Here is a 17,561-nt window from a genome sequence, read left to right on the forward strand (position 1 = left end):
GAGAGGAAGATCATGAGGTCGCGCATCTGGCAGTGGGCCGGTATTGGTGTGCTGGGCATGGGTATCAGCCTGGGCGCCTGGGCCGAGGAATCCGGGGCAGGGCATGACGGCCAGGGAGCGCAACGCGGCTCGCCGCTCACTTCCCGGGAGGAAGTACGCCAGACCCAGCCGCCGCGCCAGGGTTACTACCAGGACATTCCCCGCCGCCATGGCGACAACCGTTACTGGGCAGCCGGTGGCCCGGGGCAGCGACCGGGCGGTGACTGGTCGGGCCGGCCGGACGGCCATGGCAATGGCTGGGGGCCGGGGCCGCAATACCATCCGGGACACCAGGTCGAACACTTCCCGGATCGCTATTGGAAAGTGCCCTATCGGGGGCAGGATTACTTCTACTCCGGCGGCTACTGGTATCGCCCGCACAGCGGCGGTTACGTCGTGGTCACGCCGCCCTATGGGGTGAGGGTCGGCTACTTGCCGCCTTATGCCCGCGAGGTGTGGCTGGGTGGGGCGCTGTTCTTCCTGGTGGCGGATACCTACTACCAGTACCAGGCCGACAGCCGTGACTATGTGGTGGTCAACCCACCCTCGCTGGCGCCTGCGCCGGCTGCGCAGCAGCCCCAGGGTTATGACGTGGTGGCCTACCCGATGTACGGGCAGGGGCCGGAGCAGCAGGAGCAGGACCGTTTCCAGTGCCACCGCTGGGCAGTCAGCCAGTCGGGGTTCGACCCGGCGACGGCCAGCTATGCGCCACCGGCGAATGTGGCGGACAACTACCGGCGGGCACTGGCAGCGTGCTTGAGCGGGCGGGGATATAGCACCAACTGAGGCCGTCGTTACACGGGGTCGGCATGCACCATCACGTCGGCCCGTGGGTAGCGCGCCCGAATCGCCTGCGATGCCTGCACGCACAGGGCATGGGCCTCGTGCAGCGGCAACTGTCCCGGCAGCTCCAGGTGCAACTGCACGAACCAGTGGCTGCCCGACACCCGCGTGCGCAGGTCGTGCGCGCCTTGCACCCCGGGGATCGCCAGCACCAATTCGCGCATGCGCTCGCTGACATCCGTCGGCAGCTCCTGGTCCATGAGGATCGCCGTGCTTTCCCGGGCAATCTGCACCGCGCTCCAGAGGATGTACAAGGCGATCCCCAGCCCGAACAGCGCATCCAGCTGCGGCCAGCCAAACCGTGCCAGCAGCAGCGCCAGCAGGATGCTGCCATTGAGCAGCAGGTCGGAGCGGTAATGCAGGGAATCGGCCCGCACCGCGGTGGAGCCGGTCAGGCGCACGACCTTGCGTTGGAACGCCAGCAACGCCACGGTCAGCACCAGTGACAACAGCATCACCGCGATGCCGGCGGCGGTGTCGCCCAACGGCTCTGGCTCTTGCAGGCGCTGCACCGCCTGCACCCCGATCAGCACCGCGCTGACGCCGATGAACAGGGCCTGGGCGATGCCGGCCAGGGCCTCGGCCTTGCCATGGCCGAAACGGTGGTCGTCGTCGGCTGGGCGCAGTGCGTAATGCACCGCCAGCAGGTTGAGCAACGAGGCGACCGCATCGAGCGCCGAGTCGGTGAGCCCGGCCAGCAGGCTGACCGAGCCGCTGAGCCACCAGGCCACGGCCTTGCTCAGGACCAGGATGCTGGCCACGGCTAGCGAGGCGCGGGTGGCCAGGCGCAGCAGGCGTTGGTGTTCGGCCGAGGTGGTCATGCCTTGGAGGTCTTCCTTGAGGGGCTCAGGCTGCTGGCACCAGGCCGAGGCTGGCCAGTTGCTCGACGCTGCCGCGTTGCTGGATCAGGCGTGGGTCGTTCAGCGGCAGGCGCTGGCCCAGTTCGGTCTCCAGGATAGCCTGCAGCTTGAGCCTGTCGACCTGGCCGTTGGCGTCGACCGCCGGGGCCAGCTTGGCCGGGTCGACCTGGGCGGTCTTGCCGCCGGGGTAGTAGATGGCCCCGGTGGCGAAGTCGATGCCGAAGGCGATCAGGCCTGGCAGCACGTAGAACAGGATACCAATGGCGTCCATGGCCGCGACGACGGGGTCGATCTTGCCTTCGATCTGACCACGGCGGTCCGGGTAGAACAGGGTGCCGCAGGCCGTCAGTTGGGTCAGCAGGGTGGCGACCAGGGCGCCACCGATGACGCGGGAAGGGATGCGCATGTAAATCTCCGGGAAGGTAGCACTGCAAGGGCGCGGCAAACGTCCGCGCCTGAGCTTAAGACCATGTTAGGCCAGCCTCGGTTCGCCGTTATACTCGGACGATTGTTCGAGGACCACCATGATTTCATTACCGATCGATGCCGTACTGTCCGACCTGCGCCTGGCCCTGGGCGCGCGTGACGAAGCGGTGCTCGAGGCGCCGCCCGGCGCCGGCAAGACCACCCGTGTGCCGTTGGCGTTGCTCGACGAGCCGTGGCTGGCCGGGCAGACCATCCTCATGCTCGAGCCCCGGCGCCTGGCCGCCCGCGCCGCCGCCGAGCGGCTGGCCAGCGAGCTGGGCGAAAAGGTCGGCCAGACCGTGGGCTATCGCATCCGCCTGGACAGCAAGGTTGGCCCGAACACGCGTATCGAGGTGGTCACCGAGGGCATCCTCACCCGCCGCCTGCAAGCCGATCCGGCGCTGGAAGGGGTGGGCTTGCTGATTTTCGACGAATTCCACGAGCGTAGCCTGGATGCTGACCTGGCCCTGGCCCTGAGCCTCAATGGCCGGGCCCTGCTGCGTGACGAGCCGCCGCTGAAGATCCTGCTGATGTCGGCGACGCTGGAGGGCGAGCGCTTGTCGCGCTTGCTCGACGACGCGCCGGTGGTGAGCAGCCAGGGCCGTATGCACCCGGTGGACATCCGCTGGGGCAGGCCCTTCCAGCTCGGCGAGTTCGTCGAACCACGGGTGGTCGACTGCGTGCTCCAGGCGCTGGCCGACGAGAGCGGCAGCCTGCTGGTGTTCCTGCCCGGCCAGGCGGAGATTCGCCGGGTCCACCAAGCCTTGCAGGAGGCCTTGGGCGAGCACCTGGGCATCTTGCTGTGCCCGTTGCATGGCGAGCTCGACCTCAATGCCCAGCGCGCCGCGATCGATCCAGCGCCCAAGGGCCAGCGCAAGGTGGTGCTGGCCACCAACATCGCCGAGACCAGCCTGACCATCGACGGCGTGCGCGTGGTGATCGACGCAGGCCTTGCTCGGGTACCGCGTTTCGACCCAGGCAGCGGCATGACCCGCCTCGATACCCAGCGCATCTCCCGCGCCAGTGCCACCCAGCGCGCTGGCCGGGCCGGGCGCCTGGAGCCGGGGGTGTGCTACCGGCTGTGGTCCGAGGCCCAGCACGACCAGTTGGCCGCCCACGGCAGTGCCGAGATCCTCCAGGCCGACTTGTCCGGGCTGGCCCTGCAACTGGGCCGCTGGGGCATGCCGCCGGAACAGTTGAGCTGGCTCGACCAGCCCCCTGCGGCGGCCTACGCCCAGGCCCAGGACCTGCTGGCGCGGTTGGGGGCCTTCAAGCCTGGCAGCCGCGACAACCTAAGCGCCCATGGCCAGGCCATGGCCGAGTTGCCCGCGCACCCTCGCATCGCTCATTTGCTGTTGCGTGGGCAGGACCTGGGGCTGGCCGACATGGCCTGCGACGTCGCGGCCCTGCTTGGTGAGCGCGACATCCTGCGTGGTGGCGGCGCCGATCTGCATTCGCGGTTGAGCCTGCTCAGCGGCGAATCCAAGGCATCGCGTGGCGGCCAGGGCGGGGTGCAACGCGCCCGGCAACTGGCCCGGCAGTACCGTGGCCAGTTGCGCGGCAAGGCCAGCGCCGCTGTGGCCGATCCCGACCATCCGCGCTGGCTGGGCGCCTTGCTGGCGCTGGCCTACCCTGACCGTGTCGCCCAGCAGCGCCGCGAAGGCGGTGGTGAATATCGCCTGGCCAATGGTCGCGCGGCCTTGTTCGGCGAAGCCGATGCCTTGATGAAATGCCCCTGGCTGGTGATCGCCGACCTAGGCAGCCGACAGGGCCAGCGTGAAGAGCGCATCTACCTTGCCGCTGAGTTCGAGCCGACACTGTTCGATGAGGTGTTGGCCGAGCAAGTGCAAACCCTCGACCTGCTGGACTGGGATGATCGCGAACAGCTGCTGCGCGCCGAGCGCCAGCGCAAGGTTGGCGAACTGGTGCTCAGCCGCGAACCACTGCCGGGGCTGGATGATGACGCTCGCGCCAGGGCTCTGCTCGGCCTGGTACGGCGCAAGGGCCTCAACCTGCTGACCTGGACCCCTGAACTGCGCCAGTGGCAGGCCCGGGTTGCCCTGCTGCGCCAGCTGGACCTGGACAAGGACGGCCAGAGCGAATGGCCCGACCTGGGCGACGAAGCGCTGCTGGCCAGCCTGGAAGACTGGCTGCAACCCTACCTGGGCAAGGTATCGCGCCTGAGCCATTTCGCCGCGCTGGACCTGGCGTCACTGCTGCGCAACCTGCTGCCCTGGCCACTGCCCCAGCGTCTGGACGAACTGGCCCCGGCGCACCTGAGCGTGCCGTCGGGTTCGAGCATCCGCCTGGACTACAGCGAGCAGCCGCCGATTCTCGCGGTGCGCCTGCAGGAGCTGTTCGGCCTGGCCGACACCCCGCGCATTGCGGGTGGTCGCCAGCAGGTCAAATTGCACCTGCTATCACCGGCACGCCGCCCCGTGCAGGTCACCCAGGACCTGGCCAACTTCTGGCGCACCACCTATGCCGAGGTGAAGAAGGATTTGAAAGGGCGCTACCCCAAGCATTACTGGCCGGATGACCCACTGGTGGCCGAGGCCACGGCGCGAGCCAAACCCAGGGGGACTTGACCTGGGCGTTGCCGGTAACCGTTGTCATGGCGCACCTGGCAGATGCCGAGCGCTTTGATGATCTGCGGGCCGGCAATGATTAGACCTCGGTGGTGGAGGTGCCAGCGTTGACGACCGGCTTACTGTTTGGATTCAAGGAGGGGCATTGATGAACAGACCTCCTCGGCTTACTGCGTGAAACGCGCAGGTTGAGCCGGCGGCCACTCAAGTGTTCAATTGCGTGCACAACAACGAATTGTCAGGATAACCAGGACATACCTTCCAGGCCCGGCAGTACAACTTGTTTGACGAGGAACTTACTGACGGACTTCCCCTCCGTGTTGAGATAGTAGTACTTATGGTTTTTTATAAACGTATGTTCGCTGCTCACGACGACACGGTAATCGCGGAAGTCTCGCAGGTAGCACAACATTTCCGTCCCGGTCCATTCCAGCGGTTCCAGCTTCCACGCCTGCGTATTGGTGTGATAGTCATACAAGCCGAGGTACCCGTTTCGACTGCGGCCAACGCGTTGCAGAAGGCCGCGGTGGTTGTGGGCGGACAGGTTCATCGTCAGGCGGTTGTTCAGCTTGCTGGTGAAGTCCATGGCGAAGAGGGGGGAATCCCCCTCACCGCCTGCTTGTAGCCATCCGCCATCCGAGAACAGCCTCTCCTCGGTAGGCTTGGTAAAACGCAATGGCGTTCGGACTCCGTTATCGTATTGATAGATGCGCGCCTGGAAAAAACTGGGAAGCGGGGCGTTGAAGGTGGCTTGGATCATTTCGTCGCTGGTCATGTTACTACCTTCATGAAAGAGGAAAGTCTCGTGCTGCTGAACACGCGCGTTCACTGTGATTTCAGTTGGCAGTTCGCATCAGCGTGAATGATTTCCTAACCAATGGAGGTATTGGAGTAGCCCACATGTCGGATGTGTTGCAACTTCAAAGGTGAGCACAATGCTCTGGCGCTACAAACATCAGGCGTCACCATGGCAGACTTCGATTTCGCCATTGTTGTCGAGGCGAACATACCGTGGCTATCGATCCAGCAACGGCTCAGCCAGCTCGCGACTGTAGCCAAAGTGTTGGGAATTGGCGTTCGATTTGCAATTGCGGGATCGCCTTGCAACCCTTTTCGACCGCTACGACGCCTCTGCAAGGCCGCTCCTAACAGGCGCCCGAGCTGCCTTGTTTGGTCAAGGACCATAAAGCAGCCCCGGTCATCCTGAAATGACGCGGCCATACTCCAAAAACGCCAAGACCTTGATAGCTCTGGGCTTTAGAGGCGAGTGATGACGAAGCTGACCTCGTCTCCGTTCTGCACATTCAGGTACGTTGGGTTTTCATAGGCCACTTTAACGGCATGCCCTTGATGGTCGCGGATACGGCAACGCAGGGTGTTAGCGGTCCACTCCAGCGGCTCGAGCTTCAGCAGCTCGGAGGCATTGGCGTACAGGCCGAGATAGCCATTGCGGCTGATATCCACTTGCTTGTCCTGGTCAGTGCCCGTGCCGTGGATCCTGACATAAAGCCGATCCGTGGTGCGCGAGTGGAACTCGAACTTGAATGTCGCCGGTTGCTTGCGATTGTCGATGATCAGCCAGTTGTCCAGGCTTGAACCGCCAGTGCTCAGATTGACGGGGAAAGCGATGTCGCAGCTTGTGCCTGGTAGGCAGCGCACGGGCGTGTAGAGCTGCAGCAAATCGCTCCACTGTTTCTTCACGCCGTGACAGTGGATATGTGCGGTGAATGTGCCAGCGTTTTCGATCCAGTTATCAATGTCGGGGTACACGGGGGACGTGGCGAGCGTTGGCGGGGTATGAGAGAGGGTAGAGGTCATCAGGAATATCTCCAGGTTCATGTGTGAAATGGCGCATGTACATGCCATTTCACACACTACCGAACCTGATTTTGGTCGGATAACTGGAGGTTGTTCCCCGGAAAAAGCCTGGTAGTGGCCCGGTTTGCGGGACGCGCCCGAGGCAAGGCGTCAGGTGCTCGCCTCGCCTTCCAGCAACATGAACAGGCGATACAGCACCACGGTGCTGAACAACTGCAGGAAGCCATTGAGGCTGTCCAGCGCCAGTTGCACGCCGGGCTGCGGGTCGGGGAACAGGCCCAGCAGCAGGCCTTCGAGTAGCCACAGCGGCGCCAGCACCGACAGCATGCAGACCATGATGCGCAGGAAGTGCCCGGTGGTCATGCGCGCGCTGGTGCGCATCGACTCGATCACCGGCAGGCCGCGCAGCACCAGCAGGTACTCGGCGAACACCAGGTTCACCATGATCCACACGCCGGGGAAGATGAACAGCGCCAGGCCCGCCATGATCAGCAGCGAACTGATCACCACCAGCAGCGCCAGCGCTGGCCACAACTGCAAGGCGCGGGCGAACAGGTCGCGCTTGGCGATGCTCTGGCCGTTGCTGCGGGTATCGAGGTAAAGGATCAGCGCGGCGCTGTACAGCGGGTAGAACAGCAGGCTGACCAGCATGCCGTAGGCCGGCGAGGCCTGTTCGCCCAGTTGTCGGTAGAGCAGTTGGTTGGCCAGGGCCTCGAGCACCACCAGCGGCAGGCACAGCTGGAGGATGCTCGCCAGGTGGCGGCGGAAGAAGTACAGGGAGTCGCGCAGAACGCTCAGCGGATTCATCGGTCAACATCGCATGGCAGAAAAAGCAGGGCGTAACTGTAGCCCAGTCGGCCCCCTTGCTGAAAAAAGTTTCATGGCCCAGGCAATTGCAACGCCGCCCCCCGGCCCCCATCTTTGACGCTGTCCGATGTCCTGTTCAGCCCATGAGGTCGCCCCGATGAACACTGAAGAACAAACCCTGATCGATGGCCTGTTCGGCCGTCTCAAGCACGCCGAGGATCCGGCCCAGCCGCGCGATGCCCAGGCCCAGGCGCGGATCGAGGAGCACCTGCGCGAGCAGCCGGCCGCGCCTTACTACATGGCCCAGGCGATCCTGGTGCAGGAAGCGGCGATCAAGCGCCTGGACGAACAGAACAAGCAGCTCGAGGCCGAGCTCAAGCAGGCCCGTGCCCAGCTCGAGGCGACCCGCGCCAACAGCCCCAGTGGCGGTGGCGGTTTCCTTTCGAGCATCTTCGGTGCCGGCACCCGCAGCCCAGCGCCAGAGCCGCAGCGCGCGGTGGCGCCGACGTCATCCGCCGGCGGTGGTTGGCGTGACCCGGCGCCCCAGGCCTATGCCCCGCCAGCCGCGGCACAAGGGTTCGGCGCGGCGCCCGCCCCGGCGCGCGGCGGGGCCAGCAGCTTTCTCGGCGGCGCCATGCAGACCGCCGCAGGCGTGGCCGGTGGCGTGTTGCTGGCCCAGGGCATCAGCAGCCTGTTCAACCACCATTCGCAGCCTGAGGAGGTAGTCGAGGTGATCAAGGAAGAGCCGGCACCGGCCAGCGACCAGGGCGGCTGGAGCGATCAGGACAGCCAGCGCCAGGTGGCCGACAACGGTGGCTGGGGCAATGACCAGGGCGGTTTCGCCGACAGCGACTACAGTGGCGACGGCGGCGGCTTCTTCGCCGACGACGACTACGTCTGAGGGCTCTGGCATACTGCCGGTCCAGATCGCGGGGCAGTGGCTTGCCCGGCGATACTGCTCCACTGCCAGAGAGAGCCCCAGGTGAAGAAAATCGCGTTGTTCGCCGACGTGCAGAACCTCTACTACACGGTTCGCCAGGGCCATGGCTGCCACTTCAACTATGCCGCGCTGTGGGCCGAGGTCAGCCGCGAAGGGCAGATCGTCGAGGCGCTGGCCTATGCCATCGACCGTGGCGACAGCAAGCAGCAACAGTTCCAGCAGATCTTGCGCAACCTCGGCTTCGAGGTGCGCCTCAAACCCTATATCCAGCGTGCCGACGGTTCGGCCAAGGGCGACTGGGACGTCGGCATCACCCTGGATGTGATCGAGGCAGCGGCGCGGGTCGATCAGGTGGTACTGGCTTCCGGCGACGGTGACTTCGACCTGCTGCTGGAGCGGGCGATGCAGCGCCATGGCGTGGAAACCGTGGTGTACGGCGTGCCGGGGTTGACGGCGTTGTCGGTGATTCGCGCGGCCAGTCGCTATGTGCCGATCGAGGGCAAGCTGCTGCTGCGCTGACCCCCTGTGTAGGAGCCAGCTTTGCTGGCGAGCCAGGCGCCGCGGTGGCTGGCACCGGCGATGCCGGTGTTCGCCGGCAAGCCGGCTCCTACGGGTTTGCCGGCCGTCTCGGTCCTGTAGGAGCCAGCTTGCTGACGAACCAGGCGCGGCGGAGGCTGGCACCGGCGATGCCGGTGTTCGTCGGCAAGCCGGCTCCTACGGGTTTGCCGGTCGGCTCGGTCCTGTAGGAGCCAGCTTGCTGGCGAACCAGGCACCGCGGAGGTTGGCACCGGCGATGCCGGTGTTCGCCGGCAAGCCGGCTCCTACGGGTTTGCCGGTCGGCTCGGTCCTGTAGGAGCCAGCTTGCTGGCGAACCAGGCGCCGCGGTGGCTGGCACCGGCGATGCCGGTGTTCGCCGGCAAGCCGGCTCCTACGGGTTTTGCCGGCCGTCTCGGTCCTGTAGGAGCCAGCTTGCTGGCGAACCAGGCGCCGCGATATCACCATCGGCGGCACCGCCTATCGGCTCGATTTGCTGTCCAGATGCCCTAGCGGCACCCGCCGCTGCACCGCGCTCGACAGGATGATCGAGGTCTTGCTGAAGCCCAGTTGCGACACGCGGTTGATCAAGGCTTCCAGCTCGCCCATCGACGCCACCGCCGCCTGCATGATCACACAGGGGTCGCCGGTGACCCGGTGGCACTCGGTGAGCTCGGGGATCTTCTCCAATGCCTCGTAGGCCTGCTGGTTGCCATGGCTGGTCAGGCGCAGTTCGATCACGCACTGGATCGGCAGGCCGATCTTCTCCAGGTCGACCTTGGCCGTGTAGCCGCTGATCACCCCGCTGGCCTCAAGCTTGGCCACCCGCTCGGCCACCGCCGGGGCAGACAGGTTGACCTGGCGCGCCAGCTGCGCGTAGGTGGCCCGGCCGTTTTTCAGCAGGGCGGCGAGGAGCATGCGGTCGTATTTGTCCATGGCGATTCCTGGTGACTTTGCAATCGATGGGAAAGCGTGCGCACAACCATCCATTACAAAGTATTTCGGTGTTTTAAAGCTGTTTTGTAACTTAAGTTTGGCGGCGACCCTTTCTAAACTAAGTCACCCGTAAACGGATTTCGAGCCCTTCGTCATGCCAGCCTCTCGTCGCTTCCCGCTGTTGCTCATCGGTGCCTTCCTAGCCCTGTACCTGGTCTGGGGCTCGACCTACCTATTCATTCGCATCGGCGTGGAGTCCTGGCCGCCGATGCTGATGGCCGGGGTACGCTTCGTCATTGCCGGCAGCCTGCTCTATGGCTTTTTGCGCTGGCGCGGGGCGCCGGCACCGACCTGGCCGCAATGGCGTGCGGCCGGGGCCATTGGCTTCTTGCTGCTCAGTTGCGGCAACGGTGGCGTGACCCTGGCCGAGCACGCCGGGGTGGCCTCGGGCGTGGCCGCCCTGGCGGTGGCCACCGTGCCGCTGTTCACCCTGGTGTTCGGGCTGTTCTTCGGCCATCGCAACTCACGCCTGGAGTGGGCGGGGATCGTCCTCGGCCTGGTCGGCATCGGCATGCTCAACATGGGCTCCAACCTGCAGGCCAGCCCCATGGGCGCGGCGCTGATCCTGTTCGCCGCGGCGGCCTGGGCCTTTGGTTCGGTGTGGAGCAAGAGCCTGCCACTGCCCCAGGGCGCCATGGCCAGCGCCGCAGAAATGCTGGTGGGTGGCGCCGCATTGCTGATCGGCAGCGCGGTGAGCGGCGAGCGCCTGACCCAGATGCCCACCGCCGCCGGTTGGGGCGCGCTGGCCTACCTGGTGTTGTTCGGCTCGATCCTGGCGTTCAGCTCGTACATGTACCTGCTCAAGCACGTACGCCCGGCGGCGGCCACCAGCTACGCCTACGTCAACCCGGCGGTGGCGGTGCTGCTGGGGATTCTGTTCGCCGGCGAGCAGATCGGCGCCGAAGAGTGCGTGGCCATGGCGGTGATCATCGGCGCGGTGGTGCTGATCGGCCTGCCGCAATGGCGCAAGGCGCCGCAGCCGCCGGCAGCGTTGAAAGGCGAAATGTGCAAGTAGGCAGGGACGTTGCGGTAAACTTGCCGCCTTCGCTGAACCCCTGACGGTATTGCCATGAACTTCGCCCAACTCGGCCTGATCGAACCGCTGCTGCGCACCCTGCAGACGCTGGACTACACCACCCCCACCCCGGTCCAGGCCAAGGCCATTCCCGCCGTGCTCGCCGGCCGCGACCTGATGGCCGCGGCCCAGACCGGTACCGGCAAGACCGCCGGCTTCGCCCTGCCGGTGTTGCAGCGCCTGGCCCTGGAAGGGGAGAAGGTGGCCAGCAATTCGATCCGCGCGCTGGTGCTGGTGCCGACCCGCGAGCTGGCCGAACAGGTGCACGCCAATGTGCGCGAGTATGCCGAGAACCTGCCGCTGTCCACCTATGCGGTGTACGGCGGGGTCAGCATCAACCCGCAGATGATGCGCCTGCGCCGTGGTGTCGACCTGCTGGTGGCCACCCCAGGGCGGTTGCTCGACCTGTTCCGGCAGAACGCCATCAAGTTCGGCCAGGTGCAGACCCTGGTGCTCGACGAAGCCGACCGCATGCTCGACCTGGGCTTCGCCGAAGAGTTGCAGGCGGTGTACGCCGCGCTGCCGCGCAAGCGCCAGACGCTGCTGTTTTCCGCCACCTTCTCCGAGCAGATCCGCCTGCTCGCCGGCCTGGCCCTGAACGACCCGCTGAGCATCGAGGTCAGCCCGCGCAACACCACCGCCAGCACGGTCAAGCAGTGGCTGGTGCCTGTGGATAAAAAACGCAAGGCCGACCTGTTCTGCCACCTGCTGCGCAAGCAGCGCTGGAAGCAGGTGCTGGTGTTCGCCAAGACCCGCAATGGCGTGGACCAACTGGTCGAGCGCCTGCTGGCCGAGGGCGTGAATGCCGACGGCATCCACGGCGATCGCCCGCAAGCGACCCGCCAGCGTGCGCTGGACAGCTTCAAGGCCCGTGAAGTCCAGGTACTGGTGGCCACCGATGTCGCTGCCCGCGGCCTGGACATCGACGACCTGCCGCTGGTGGTCAACCTCGACCTGCCGATTGTCGCCGAGGACTATGTGCACCGTATCGGCCGCACTGGCCGTGCCGGCAACAAGGGCGAGGCGATCTCGCTGGTGTGCGCCGATGAGGTGAACCTGCTGGCCTCGATCGAGACGCTGATTCGCCAGCAGTTGCCACGCCATGAAGAGCCGGACTTCATCCCCGACCACCGGGTGCCGCAGATCGACGCTAGCGGCCAGGTGGTGAAGAAACCGAAGAAGCCGAAAAAGCCCAAGGAGAACAGCGCCAAGCGCGGCCTGGGGCGTTGGATGGACAGCGCCGAGGCTGGCGCCGCGCAGCCGCCGGTGAAGGCCGTGCGCAAGGTCCCGAGCTTCGGCGCGAAGCCGGGCAAGCGCAAGCCCTGAAGCGCTTCGCCGGCAAGGCCGGCTCCTGCAGGTGACTGCGTAGGAGCCAGCCTTGCTGGCGAACAGGGACTTACGCCGGGCGCATCAGCCAATCCGCCGCGGCATTTCCCGCGCGCAAACCACTGGCGAAACACGCCGTCAGCAGGTACCCGCCGGTTGGCGCCTCCCAGTCCAGCATCTCGCCGGCGCAGAACACCCCAGGCAAGCCCGTCAGCATCAAGCCCGGGTCCAACTCTTCGAAACGCACGCCCCCGGCGCTGCTGATCGCTTCGTCCAGCGGCCGCGCGCGCACCAGGGTGATCGGCAATGCCTTGAGCGCCGCCGCCAGCCGCTGCGGCTCGGCAAAGGTCGCGGGGTCGGTGAGTTCGCGCAACAGCGCAGCCTTCACCCCGTCGATACCCAGCTGACCGTGCAGGTGCTTGGCCATCGATCGCGAACCCCGGGGCTTGGCCAGGGCCTGGGCGATCTTGTCCACAGGCCGGTCCGGTAGCAGGTCGAGTAGCAGGGTGGCCTGTCCGTCACGATTGATCGCCTCGCGCAGGGGCGCGGACCATGCATACACCAGGCTGCCTTCCACGCCCTGGGCGGTGAGGATGAATTCACCCTTGCGCGGCGCGACGCCTGGCATGGCCAGGGCAATGTTCTTCAGCGGCGCGCCGGCGAACTTACTCTTGAGCAGGTCGCTCCAGCCCGCCACCTCGAAGCCGCAGTTGCTCGCCTGCAACGGCGAGATATCCACACCGCGCTCGGCCAGCAGCGCCACCCAGGCGCCGTCCGAACCCAGGCGCGCCCAGCTGCCACCGCCCATGGCCAACACCACGGCGTCGGCGCGCAGTTGCAACTCACCCTGTGGATAAGCGATCCGCAAGGTGCCATCGGCGTTCCAGCCCAACCAGCGGTGACGGGTGTGGATAACCACCCCGGCCTCGCGCAGGCGCTTGAGCCAGGCGCGCAGCAGCGGCGCGGCCTTCATGTCGCGGGGGAACACCCGGCCCGAGGTACCGACGAAGGTTTCGATGCCCAGGCCGTGAATCCACTGGCGCAGGGCCTCGGCGTCGAAGCCGCGCAGCAGCGCGTCGATGTCGCCCTGGCGTTCGGCGTAGCGGCCGACGAAGGCGGGGTAGGGCTCGGAATGGGTGATGTTCATGCCGCCGACCCCGGCCAGCAGGAACTTGCGACCCACCGAGGGCATGGCGTCGAACACCTCGACCGCCACCCCGCGTCGGGCCAGGGCCTCGGCGGCCATCAGGCCGGCAGGGCCGCCACCGATCACGGCGACAAGGGGACGGGAACTGGGGCGGGGATCGTTCATGGTGGGCGACAGGCTGTGGAAAAGAGCGCGCATTCTACCCCAGCGCGCCCTGCCCAGGTACTGCTCAAAAAATGAGCAACCCTTTGCAGCTCACGCAGTTAAAGGGCTGGCGCGGCTTTCCCGCAGGTTATCCACAGGCGGTTCCACAGTCATTGTGAACAACCGATGACCCGCGCGGCGCTGTGATGGAGGATGCCGTGGCGCCGGGCCAGGGCGAGGCGGTCCTTGCTGTAGCCACCGCCGATCACCCCCACCACCGGGATGTCGCGGCCCAGGCACTGGCGCAGCACGTGCTCGTCGCGGGCGGCCAGGCCCGCGTCGGTCAGCTGCAGGTAACCCAGGGCGTCGTCCTGGTGCACGTCGACCCCGGCGTCGTACAGCACCAGGTCGGGCTGGTACAGCGGCAGCAGGTAGTTCAGCGCGTCTTCCACCACCTTGAGGTAGGCCTGGTCGTTCATGCCGCGCGGCAGGGGGATGTCCCAGTCGCTCTGGGCCTTGCGCGCCGGGAAGTTCTGCTCGCAGTGCAGCGACACGGTGATCGCCTCGGGGGTGTCATGGAGGATGCGCGCGGTGCCGTCGCCCTGGTGCACGTCGCAGTCGAAGATCAGCACCCGCTGCACCCGCCCGGCCTGCAGCAGGTACTGGCTGATCACCGCCAGGTCGTTGAAGATGCAAAAACCGGCGGGGTGATCGTAATGGGCATGGTGGGTGCCGCCGGCCAGGTGGCAGGCGATGCCGTGCTGCAACGCCTGCTCGGCGGCCAGCAGCGAGCCGCCGACCGCGCGCACGGTGCGTCGGGCCAGGGCTTCGCTCCAGGGCAGGCCCAGGCGGCGCTGGTCCTCGCGGGACAGCTCGCCATTCATGTAGCGCTCGATGTAGTCGCGGTCATGGGCCAGGGCGAGGATGTCATTGGGGCAGATTTCAGGACGCAGCAGGGCCTCGTCGCTGGTCAGGCCACTGTCCACCAGGTGATCGCGCAGCAGGCGGAACTTGGCCATCGGGAAGCGATGGTCAGGGGGAAATTCAGGGCTGTAGTCGTCGTGGTAGATCAGCGGCAGGGGCATGGTGTCGGCGCGGTGGGGGCGAGTGCCGATCTTGCCAGTATTGCTGGCGCCGATGCCAATGCAATCGAGCGTGGCTGGTGTCGGCTTGCCGGCGAACAGTGGCACAGCCGGTGCCACCCGCCGCGCCGACGGGTTCGCCAGCAAGCTGGCTCCTACAGGGGGTGTGGGCTCAGCGGCTGCTGGAGGCCAGCACCCGCTGCCAGTCTGGCTCGTTCAGGCGCCCGAGGATGCGCGCCTTGCCGCTACCATCCACCGAGACGAACAGCGCGCTGGCATAGCCGCTGGCACGCTCGCCACCAGGAACATGCTGCACGCGGGCGAAATGGTCGATGCAGCCGTTGTGGGTCACCAGCAGCAAATTGTGCCCAGGCCGCAGGCGGCGCCGAGGGGCATGGGCGAACAGCGGCGCCGGGGGCGGGCCAGGATGGCCGGGTTGGGCAAGGTGTTGCTGGGCAGCATGCGTCACTCCGATGGCAGTGCGGCGTCGACGGTGGCCGCTGTGTCTGCCAGCATTCTGCGCAGCCGGCTGTCGGAGGGCGGTGAAGCCGATGTGAAAAAAGCATCGCACTGGGTACGGGCGCGCGGATCGGCCTACGCTGTACACTGGCGCACTGCGATTCTGGAGCCCCGCGATGCCCCCCATCCTCGAACTGGAAAGCCCGCGCCTGGTGTTGCGCCAATGGCAGGACGACGACCTGAGCGAATTCGCCGCGCTGTGCGCTGATCCGCAGGTGATGCGCTATTTCCCCGCGCCGATGAACCGGGTGGAGGCTGCCGCATTGATCGGCCGCATCCGTGGCCACTTCAACGAATACGGCTTTGGCTTGTGGGCGCTGGAGCGCAAGGACAGCGGCGCCTTCATCGGCATGACCGGGCTGCTCAACGTCAGCTTCGACGCAGCGTTCGCCCCGGCCGTGGAGATCGGCTGGCGCTTGGCCCGGCGCCACTGGGGCCTGGGCTTTGCCAGCGAGGCGGCGTGGGCCTGCCTGCGCTGTGCCTTCGCCCAGTTGCAGCTGGACGAGGTGGTGTCGTTCACCAGCGAAAACAACGTGCCCTCGCAGAAAGTCATGCAGGCCATCGGCATGGTCCAGGACCTGGACGGCAGCTTCGAGCATCCGCGCCTGGCGGTTGGCGATCCATTGCGTGCCCATGTGCTGTATCGCATCGACCGAGCGCGCTGGCAACAGAACCTGCGCGGTTGAATGCACGGGTATTCACTCGACGGGTTGAATGACAAACCTTGTATCATTTGCCGACATAACAGCACCGTGACGCCTTGCCAGGAGATGCCCATGAGCCATGTACTCGACGATCTGGTCGATTTGCTGAGCCTCGAGTCCATCGAGGAGAACCTGTTCCGCGGACGCAGCCAGGACCTGGGCTTTCGCCAGCTGTACGGTGGCCAGGTGCTCGGCCAGTCGTTGTCGGCGGCCAGCCAGACGGTCGAGGACGCGCGCCATGTACATTCGCTGCATGGCTATTTCCTGCGCCCAGGCGATGCCAGCATGCCGGTGGTCTACTCGGTGGACCGCGTGCGCGATGGCGGCAGTTTCAGCACCCGGCGGGTGACGGCGATCCAGAAGGGCCAGCCGATCTTCACCTGCAGCGCGTCGTTCCAGTACGACGAGGAGGGTTTCGAGCACCAGGCGCAAATGCCCGAGGTGGTCGGCCCGGAGAACCTGCCCAGCGAGGTCGAGCTGGCCCACAAGCTGGCCGACAAGCTGCCCGAACGCATCCGCGAGAAAGTGCTGTGCGCCAAGCCCATCGAGATCCGCCCGGTGACCGAGCGCGACCCGTTCGACCCCAAGCCGGGCGACCCGGTCAAGTACGCCTGGTTCCGTGCCGACGGCACGCTCCCGGACATCCCCGCGCTGCACAAGTACCTGCTGGCCTACGCCTCGGACTTCGGCTTGCTGACCACCTCGCTGCTGCCCCATGGCCGCTCGGTGTGGCAGAAGGACATGCAGATCGCCAGCCTCGACCACTCGCTGTGGTTCCACCGCGACCTGCGCGCCGACGAATGGTTGCTGTACGCCACCGACAGCCCCTGGGCAGGCAATGCCCGTGGCTTCTGCCGTGGCAGCATCTTCAACCGCGCCGGCCAGTTGGTGGCCTCGTCCACCCAGGAAGGCTTGATCCGCCATCGCCAGGACTGGGCATGAGCCTGGGCGAGATCCGCCACTGGGTGTTCGACATGGACGGCACCCTGACCGTGGCCGTGCATGATTTCGCGGCCATTCGCGAGGCGCTGGGCATCCCGGCCACGCACGATATCCTCACCCACCTGGCCGCGTTGCCGGCAGATGAAGCGGCGGCCAAGCACGCTTGGCTGTTGGAGCACGAGCGCGACCTGGCGCTGGCCTCGCAGGCCGCGGTCGGGGCGGTGGAGCTGGTGCGTGAGTTGGCCGCGCGCGATTGCCGGCTGGCGATCCTCACCCGTAACGCCCGCGAGTTGGCCCATGTGACCCTGCAAGCCATCGGCCTGGCCGACTGCTTCCCGGTCGAGCAGATTCTTGGGCGTGACGAGGCCGCGCCCAAGCCCAGCCCGGATGGGCTGCTGCAGATCGCCCGGGCCTGGGGCGTGGCGCCTGGCGAGATGGTGATGGTCGGCGACTACCGCTTCGACCTCGATTGCGGCCGCGCCGCTGGCACCCGCACCGTGCTGGTGAACCTGCCGGACAACCCCTGGCCGCAATTGGTCGATTGGCATGCGCCGGATTGCCGGGCGTTGAAGGCGTTGCTGCTGGACGCTCAGTGACACTGGATTTTTCCTGGCGCCGGTGTTCGCAACGGTTACGGCCTGCAATACCCGTAGGAGCCAGCTTGCTGGCGAACCAGGCGACGCGGAGGATGGCACCGGCTGCGCCGGTGTTCACAACGCTTACGGCCTGCAA

17 protein-coding genes and 1 pseudogene are annotated in these 17,561 nt (G+C 66.2%); 9 read left to right on the forward strand and 9 right to left on the reverse strand.

Annotation, left to right across the window (positions count from 1 at the left end; translation table 11 throughout):
* Window positions 1-12: 12 nt before the first annotated feature.
* Complete coding sequence (locus tag E3U47_RS14845; protein WP_134692304.1) at window positions 13-825, forward strand: DUF6515 family protein; 813 nt, start codon at window positions 13-15, stop codon at window positions 823-825.
* Between the two features lie 8 nt (window positions 826-833).
* Here E3U47_RS14845 and E3U47_RS14850 read toward each other — a convergent pair whose 3' ends face one another.
* Window positions 834-1,703: a cation diffusion facilitator family transporter gene (locus tag E3U47_RS14850; RefSeq protein ID WP_134692306.1), complete on the reverse strand. Its 870-nt coding sequence runs from the start codon at window positions 1,701-1,703 to the stop codon at window positions 834-836.
* Between the two features lie 25 nt (window positions 1,704-1,728).
* The gene (locus E3U47_RS14855; RefSeq protein WP_134692308.1) at window positions 1,729-2,148 is read right to left on the reverse strand and encodes a polyribonucleotide nucleotidyltransferase; all 420 of its coding nucleotides are present in this window, start codon (window positions 2,146-2,148) and stop codon (window positions 1,729-1,731) included.
* 118 nt (window positions 2,149-2,266) lie between these two features.
* Between E3U47_RS14855 and hrpB the strand changes: the two genes are divergently transcribed.
* A complete protein-coding gene (gene hrpB / locus E3U47_RS14860; RefSeq protein WP_134692310.1) occupies window positions 2,267-4,795 on the forward strand; it encodes an ATP-dependent helicase HrpB in 2,529 nt (842 codons plus the stop codon).
* A 238-nt stretch (window positions 4,796-5,033) separates the two neighbouring features.
* On the opposite strand, the gene E3U47_RS14865 is transcribed toward hrpB, so the two are convergent.
* The 3 genes from E3U47_RS14865 to E3U47_RS14875 form a co-directional block, all read right to left on the reverse strand.
* The gene (locus E3U47_RS14865) at window positions 5,034-5,570 is read right to left on the reverse strand and encodes a hypothetical protein (protein ID WP_134692312.1); all 537 of its coding nucleotides are present in this window, start codon (window positions 5,568-5,570) and stop codon (window positions 5,034-5,036) included.
* A 482-nt stretch (window positions 5,571-6,052) separates the two neighbouring features.
* On the reverse strand, window positions 6,053-6,613 hold the full coding sequence (locus tag E3U47_RS14870) for a hypothetical protein (protein ID WP_134692314.1): 561 nt from the start codon (window positions 6,611-6,613) through the stop codon (window positions 6,053-6,055).
* A gap of 150 nt (window positions 6,614-6,763) precedes the next feature.
* Window positions 6,764-7,420 (reverse strand): YciC family protein, encoded by a 657-nt coding sequence (locus tag E3U47_RS14875; protein ID WP_134692316.1) that lies wholly within the window; start codon window positions 7,418-7,420, stop codon window positions 6,764-6,766.
* 157 nt (window positions 7,421-7,577) lie between these two features.
* Here E3U47_RS14875 and E3U47_RS14880 point away from each other — a divergent pair, with 157 nt between their 5' ends.
* On the forward strand, window positions 7,578-8,321 hold the full coding sequence (locus E3U47_RS14880) for a DUF2076 domain-containing protein (RefSeq protein WP_134692318.1): 744 nt from the start codon (window positions 7,578-7,580) through the stop codon (window positions 8,319-8,321).
* Window positions 8,322-8,402: 81 nt separating this feature from the next.
* A complete protein-coding gene (locus E3U47_RS14885; RefSeq protein ID WP_134692319.1) occupies window positions 8,403-8,879 on the forward strand; it encodes an NYN domain-containing protein in 477 nt (158 codons plus the stop codon).
* Window positions 8,880-9,374: 495 nt separating this feature from the next.
* Here the strand turns inward: E3U47_RS14885 and E3U47_RS14895 are convergent, their stop codons facing one another.
* Window positions 9,375-9,830: an Lrp/AsnC family transcriptional regulator gene (locus E3U47_RS14895; protein WP_134692323.1), complete on the reverse strand. Its 456-nt coding sequence runs from the start codon at window positions 9,828-9,830 to the stop codon at window positions 9,375-9,377.
* Between the two features lie 154 nt (window positions 9,831-9,984).
* Between E3U47_RS14895 and yedA the strand changes: the two genes are divergently transcribed.
* Window positions 9,985-10,905 (forward strand): drug/metabolite exporter YedA, encoded by a 921-nt coding sequence (gene yedA / locus E3U47_RS14900; protein ID WP_134692325.1) that lies wholly within the window; start codon window positions 9,985-9,987, stop codon window positions 10,903-10,905.
* 54 nt (window positions 10,906-10,959) lie between these two features.
* Window positions 10,960-12,291 (forward strand): DEAD/DEAH box helicase, encoded by a 1,332-nt coding sequence (locus E3U47_RS14905; RefSeq protein ID WP_134692327.1) that lies wholly within the window; start codon window positions 10,960-10,962, stop codon window positions 12,289-12,291.
* Between the two features lie 70 nt (window positions 12,292-12,361).
* Here the strand turns inward: E3U47_RS14905 and E3U47_RS14910 are convergent, their stop codons facing one another.
* The 3 genes and pseudogenes from E3U47_RS14910 to E3U47_RS14920 all read right to left on the reverse strand — a co-directional run.
* Window positions 12,362-13,603: a TIGR03862 family flavoprotein gene (locus tag E3U47_RS14910; protein ID WP_134692329.1), complete on the reverse strand. Its 1,242-nt coding sequence runs from the start codon at window positions 13,601-13,603 to the stop codon at window positions 12,362-12,364.
* A 149-nt stretch (window positions 13,604-13,752) separates the two neighbouring features.
* On the reverse strand, window positions 13,753-14,667 hold the full coding sequence (locus E3U47_RS14915) for a histone deacetylase (protein ID WP_134692412.1): 915 nt from the start codon (window positions 14,665-14,667) through the stop codon (window positions 13,753-13,755).
* A gap of 169 nt (window positions 14,668-14,836) precedes the next feature.
* Window positions 14,837-15,040, reverse strand: a pseudogene (locus E3U47_RS14920) (histidine phosphatase family protein); the annotation flags it as partial.
* A gap of 259 nt (window positions 15,041-15,299) precedes the next feature.
* Between E3U47_RS14920 and E3U47_RS14925 the strand changes: the two are divergent.
* The 3 genes from E3U47_RS14925 (at window position 15,300) to E3U47_RS14935 (ending at window position 17,425) form a co-directional block, all read left to right on the forward strand.
* Window positions 15,300-15,869: a GNAT family N-acetyltransferase gene (locus E3U47_RS14925; RefSeq protein ID WP_134692331.1), complete on the forward strand. Its 570-nt coding sequence runs from the start codon at window positions 15,300-15,302 to the stop codon at window positions 15,867-15,869.
* 90 nt (window positions 15,870-15,959) lie between these two features.
* Entirely contained in the window at window positions 15,960-16,829 is an 870-nt protein-coding gene (tesB, locus tag E3U47_RS14930; protein WP_134692333.1) for an acyl-CoA thioesterase II, read from the forward strand.
* Window positions 16,826-17,425: an HAD family hydrolase gene (locus E3U47_RS14935; protein ID WP_134692335.1), complete on the forward strand. Its 600-nt coding sequence runs from the start codon at window positions 16,826-16,828 to the stop codon at window positions 17,423-17,425. The genes tesB and E3U47_RS14935 overlap by 4 nt, the downstream gene beginning before the upstream one ends.
* Window positions 17,426-17,561 lie beyond the last annotated feature (136 nt).

The sequence above is a fragment of the Pseudomonas sp. RIT623 genome (genome assembly GCF_004519305.1).
Classification (GTDB): domain Bacteria; phylum Pseudomonadota; class Gammaproteobacteria; order Pseudomonadales; family Pseudomonadaceae; genus Aquipseudomonas.

Excerpts from the sequence above, each read along its gene's own strand:
- E3U47_RS14845 (WP_134692304.1), top strand. The coding sequence starts at position 13 with ATGAGGTCGCGCATCTGGCAGTGGGCCGGTATTGGTGTGCTGGGCATG.
- E3U47_RS14850 (WP_134692306.1), bottom strand. The coding sequence starts at position 1,703 with ATGACCACCTCGGCCGAACACCAACGCCTGCTGCGCCTGGCCACCCGC.
- E3U47_RS14855 (WP_134692308.1), bottom strand. The coding sequence starts at position 2,148 with ATGCGCATCCCTTCCCGCGTCATCGGTGGCGCCCTGGTCGCCACCCTG.
- hrpB (WP_134692310.1), top strand. The coding sequence starts at position 2,267 with ATGATTTCATTACCGATCGATGCCGTACTGTCCGACCTGCGCCTGGCC.
- E3U47_RS14865 (WP_134692312.1), bottom strand. The coding sequence starts at position 5,570 with ATGACCAGCGACGAAATGATCCAAGCCACCTTCAACGCCCCGCTTCCC.
- E3U47_RS14870 (WP_134692314.1), bottom strand. The coding sequence starts at position 6,613 with ATGACCTCTACCCTCTCTCATACCCCGCCAACGCTCGCCACGTCCCCC.
- E3U47_RS14875 (WP_134692316.1), bottom strand. The coding sequence starts at position 7,420 with ATGAATCCGCTGAGCGTTCTGCGCGACTCCCTGTACTTCTTCCGCCGC.
- E3U47_RS14880 (WP_134692318.1), top strand. The coding sequence starts at position 7,578 with ATGAACACTGAAGAACAAACCCTGATCGATGGCCTGTTCGGCCGTCTC.
- E3U47_RS14895 (WP_134692323.1), bottom strand. The coding sequence starts at position 9,830 with ATGGACAAATACGACCGCATGCTCCTCGCCGCCCTGCTGAAAAACGGC.
- yedA (WP_134692325.1), top strand. The coding sequence starts at position 9,985 with ATGCCAGCCTCTCGTCGCTTCCCGCTGTTGCTCATCGGTGCCTTCCTA.
- E3U47_RS14905 (WP_134692327.1), top strand. The coding sequence starts at position 10,960 with ATGAACTTCGCCCAACTCGGCCTGATCGAACCGCTGCTGCGCACCCTG.
- E3U47_RS14910 (WP_134692329.1), bottom strand. The coding sequence starts at position 13,603 with ATGAACGATCCCCGCCCCAGTTCCCGTCCCCTTGTCGCCGTGATCGGT.
- E3U47_RS14915 (WP_134692412.1), bottom strand. The coding sequence starts at position 14,667 with ATGCCCCTGCCGCTGATCTACCACGACGACTACAGCCCTGAATTTCCC.
- E3U47_RS14925 (WP_134692331.1), top strand. The coding sequence starts at position 15,300 with ATGCCCCCCATCCTCGAACTGGAAAGCCCGCGCCTGGTGTTGCGCCAA.
- tesB (WP_134692333.1), top strand. The coding sequence starts at position 15,960 with ATGAGCCATGTACTCGACGATCTGGTCGATTTGCTGAGCCTCGAGTCC.
- E3U47_RS14935 (WP_134692335.1), top strand. The coding sequence starts at position 16,826 with ATGAGCCTGGGCGAGATCCGCCACTGGGTGTTCGACATGGACGGCACC.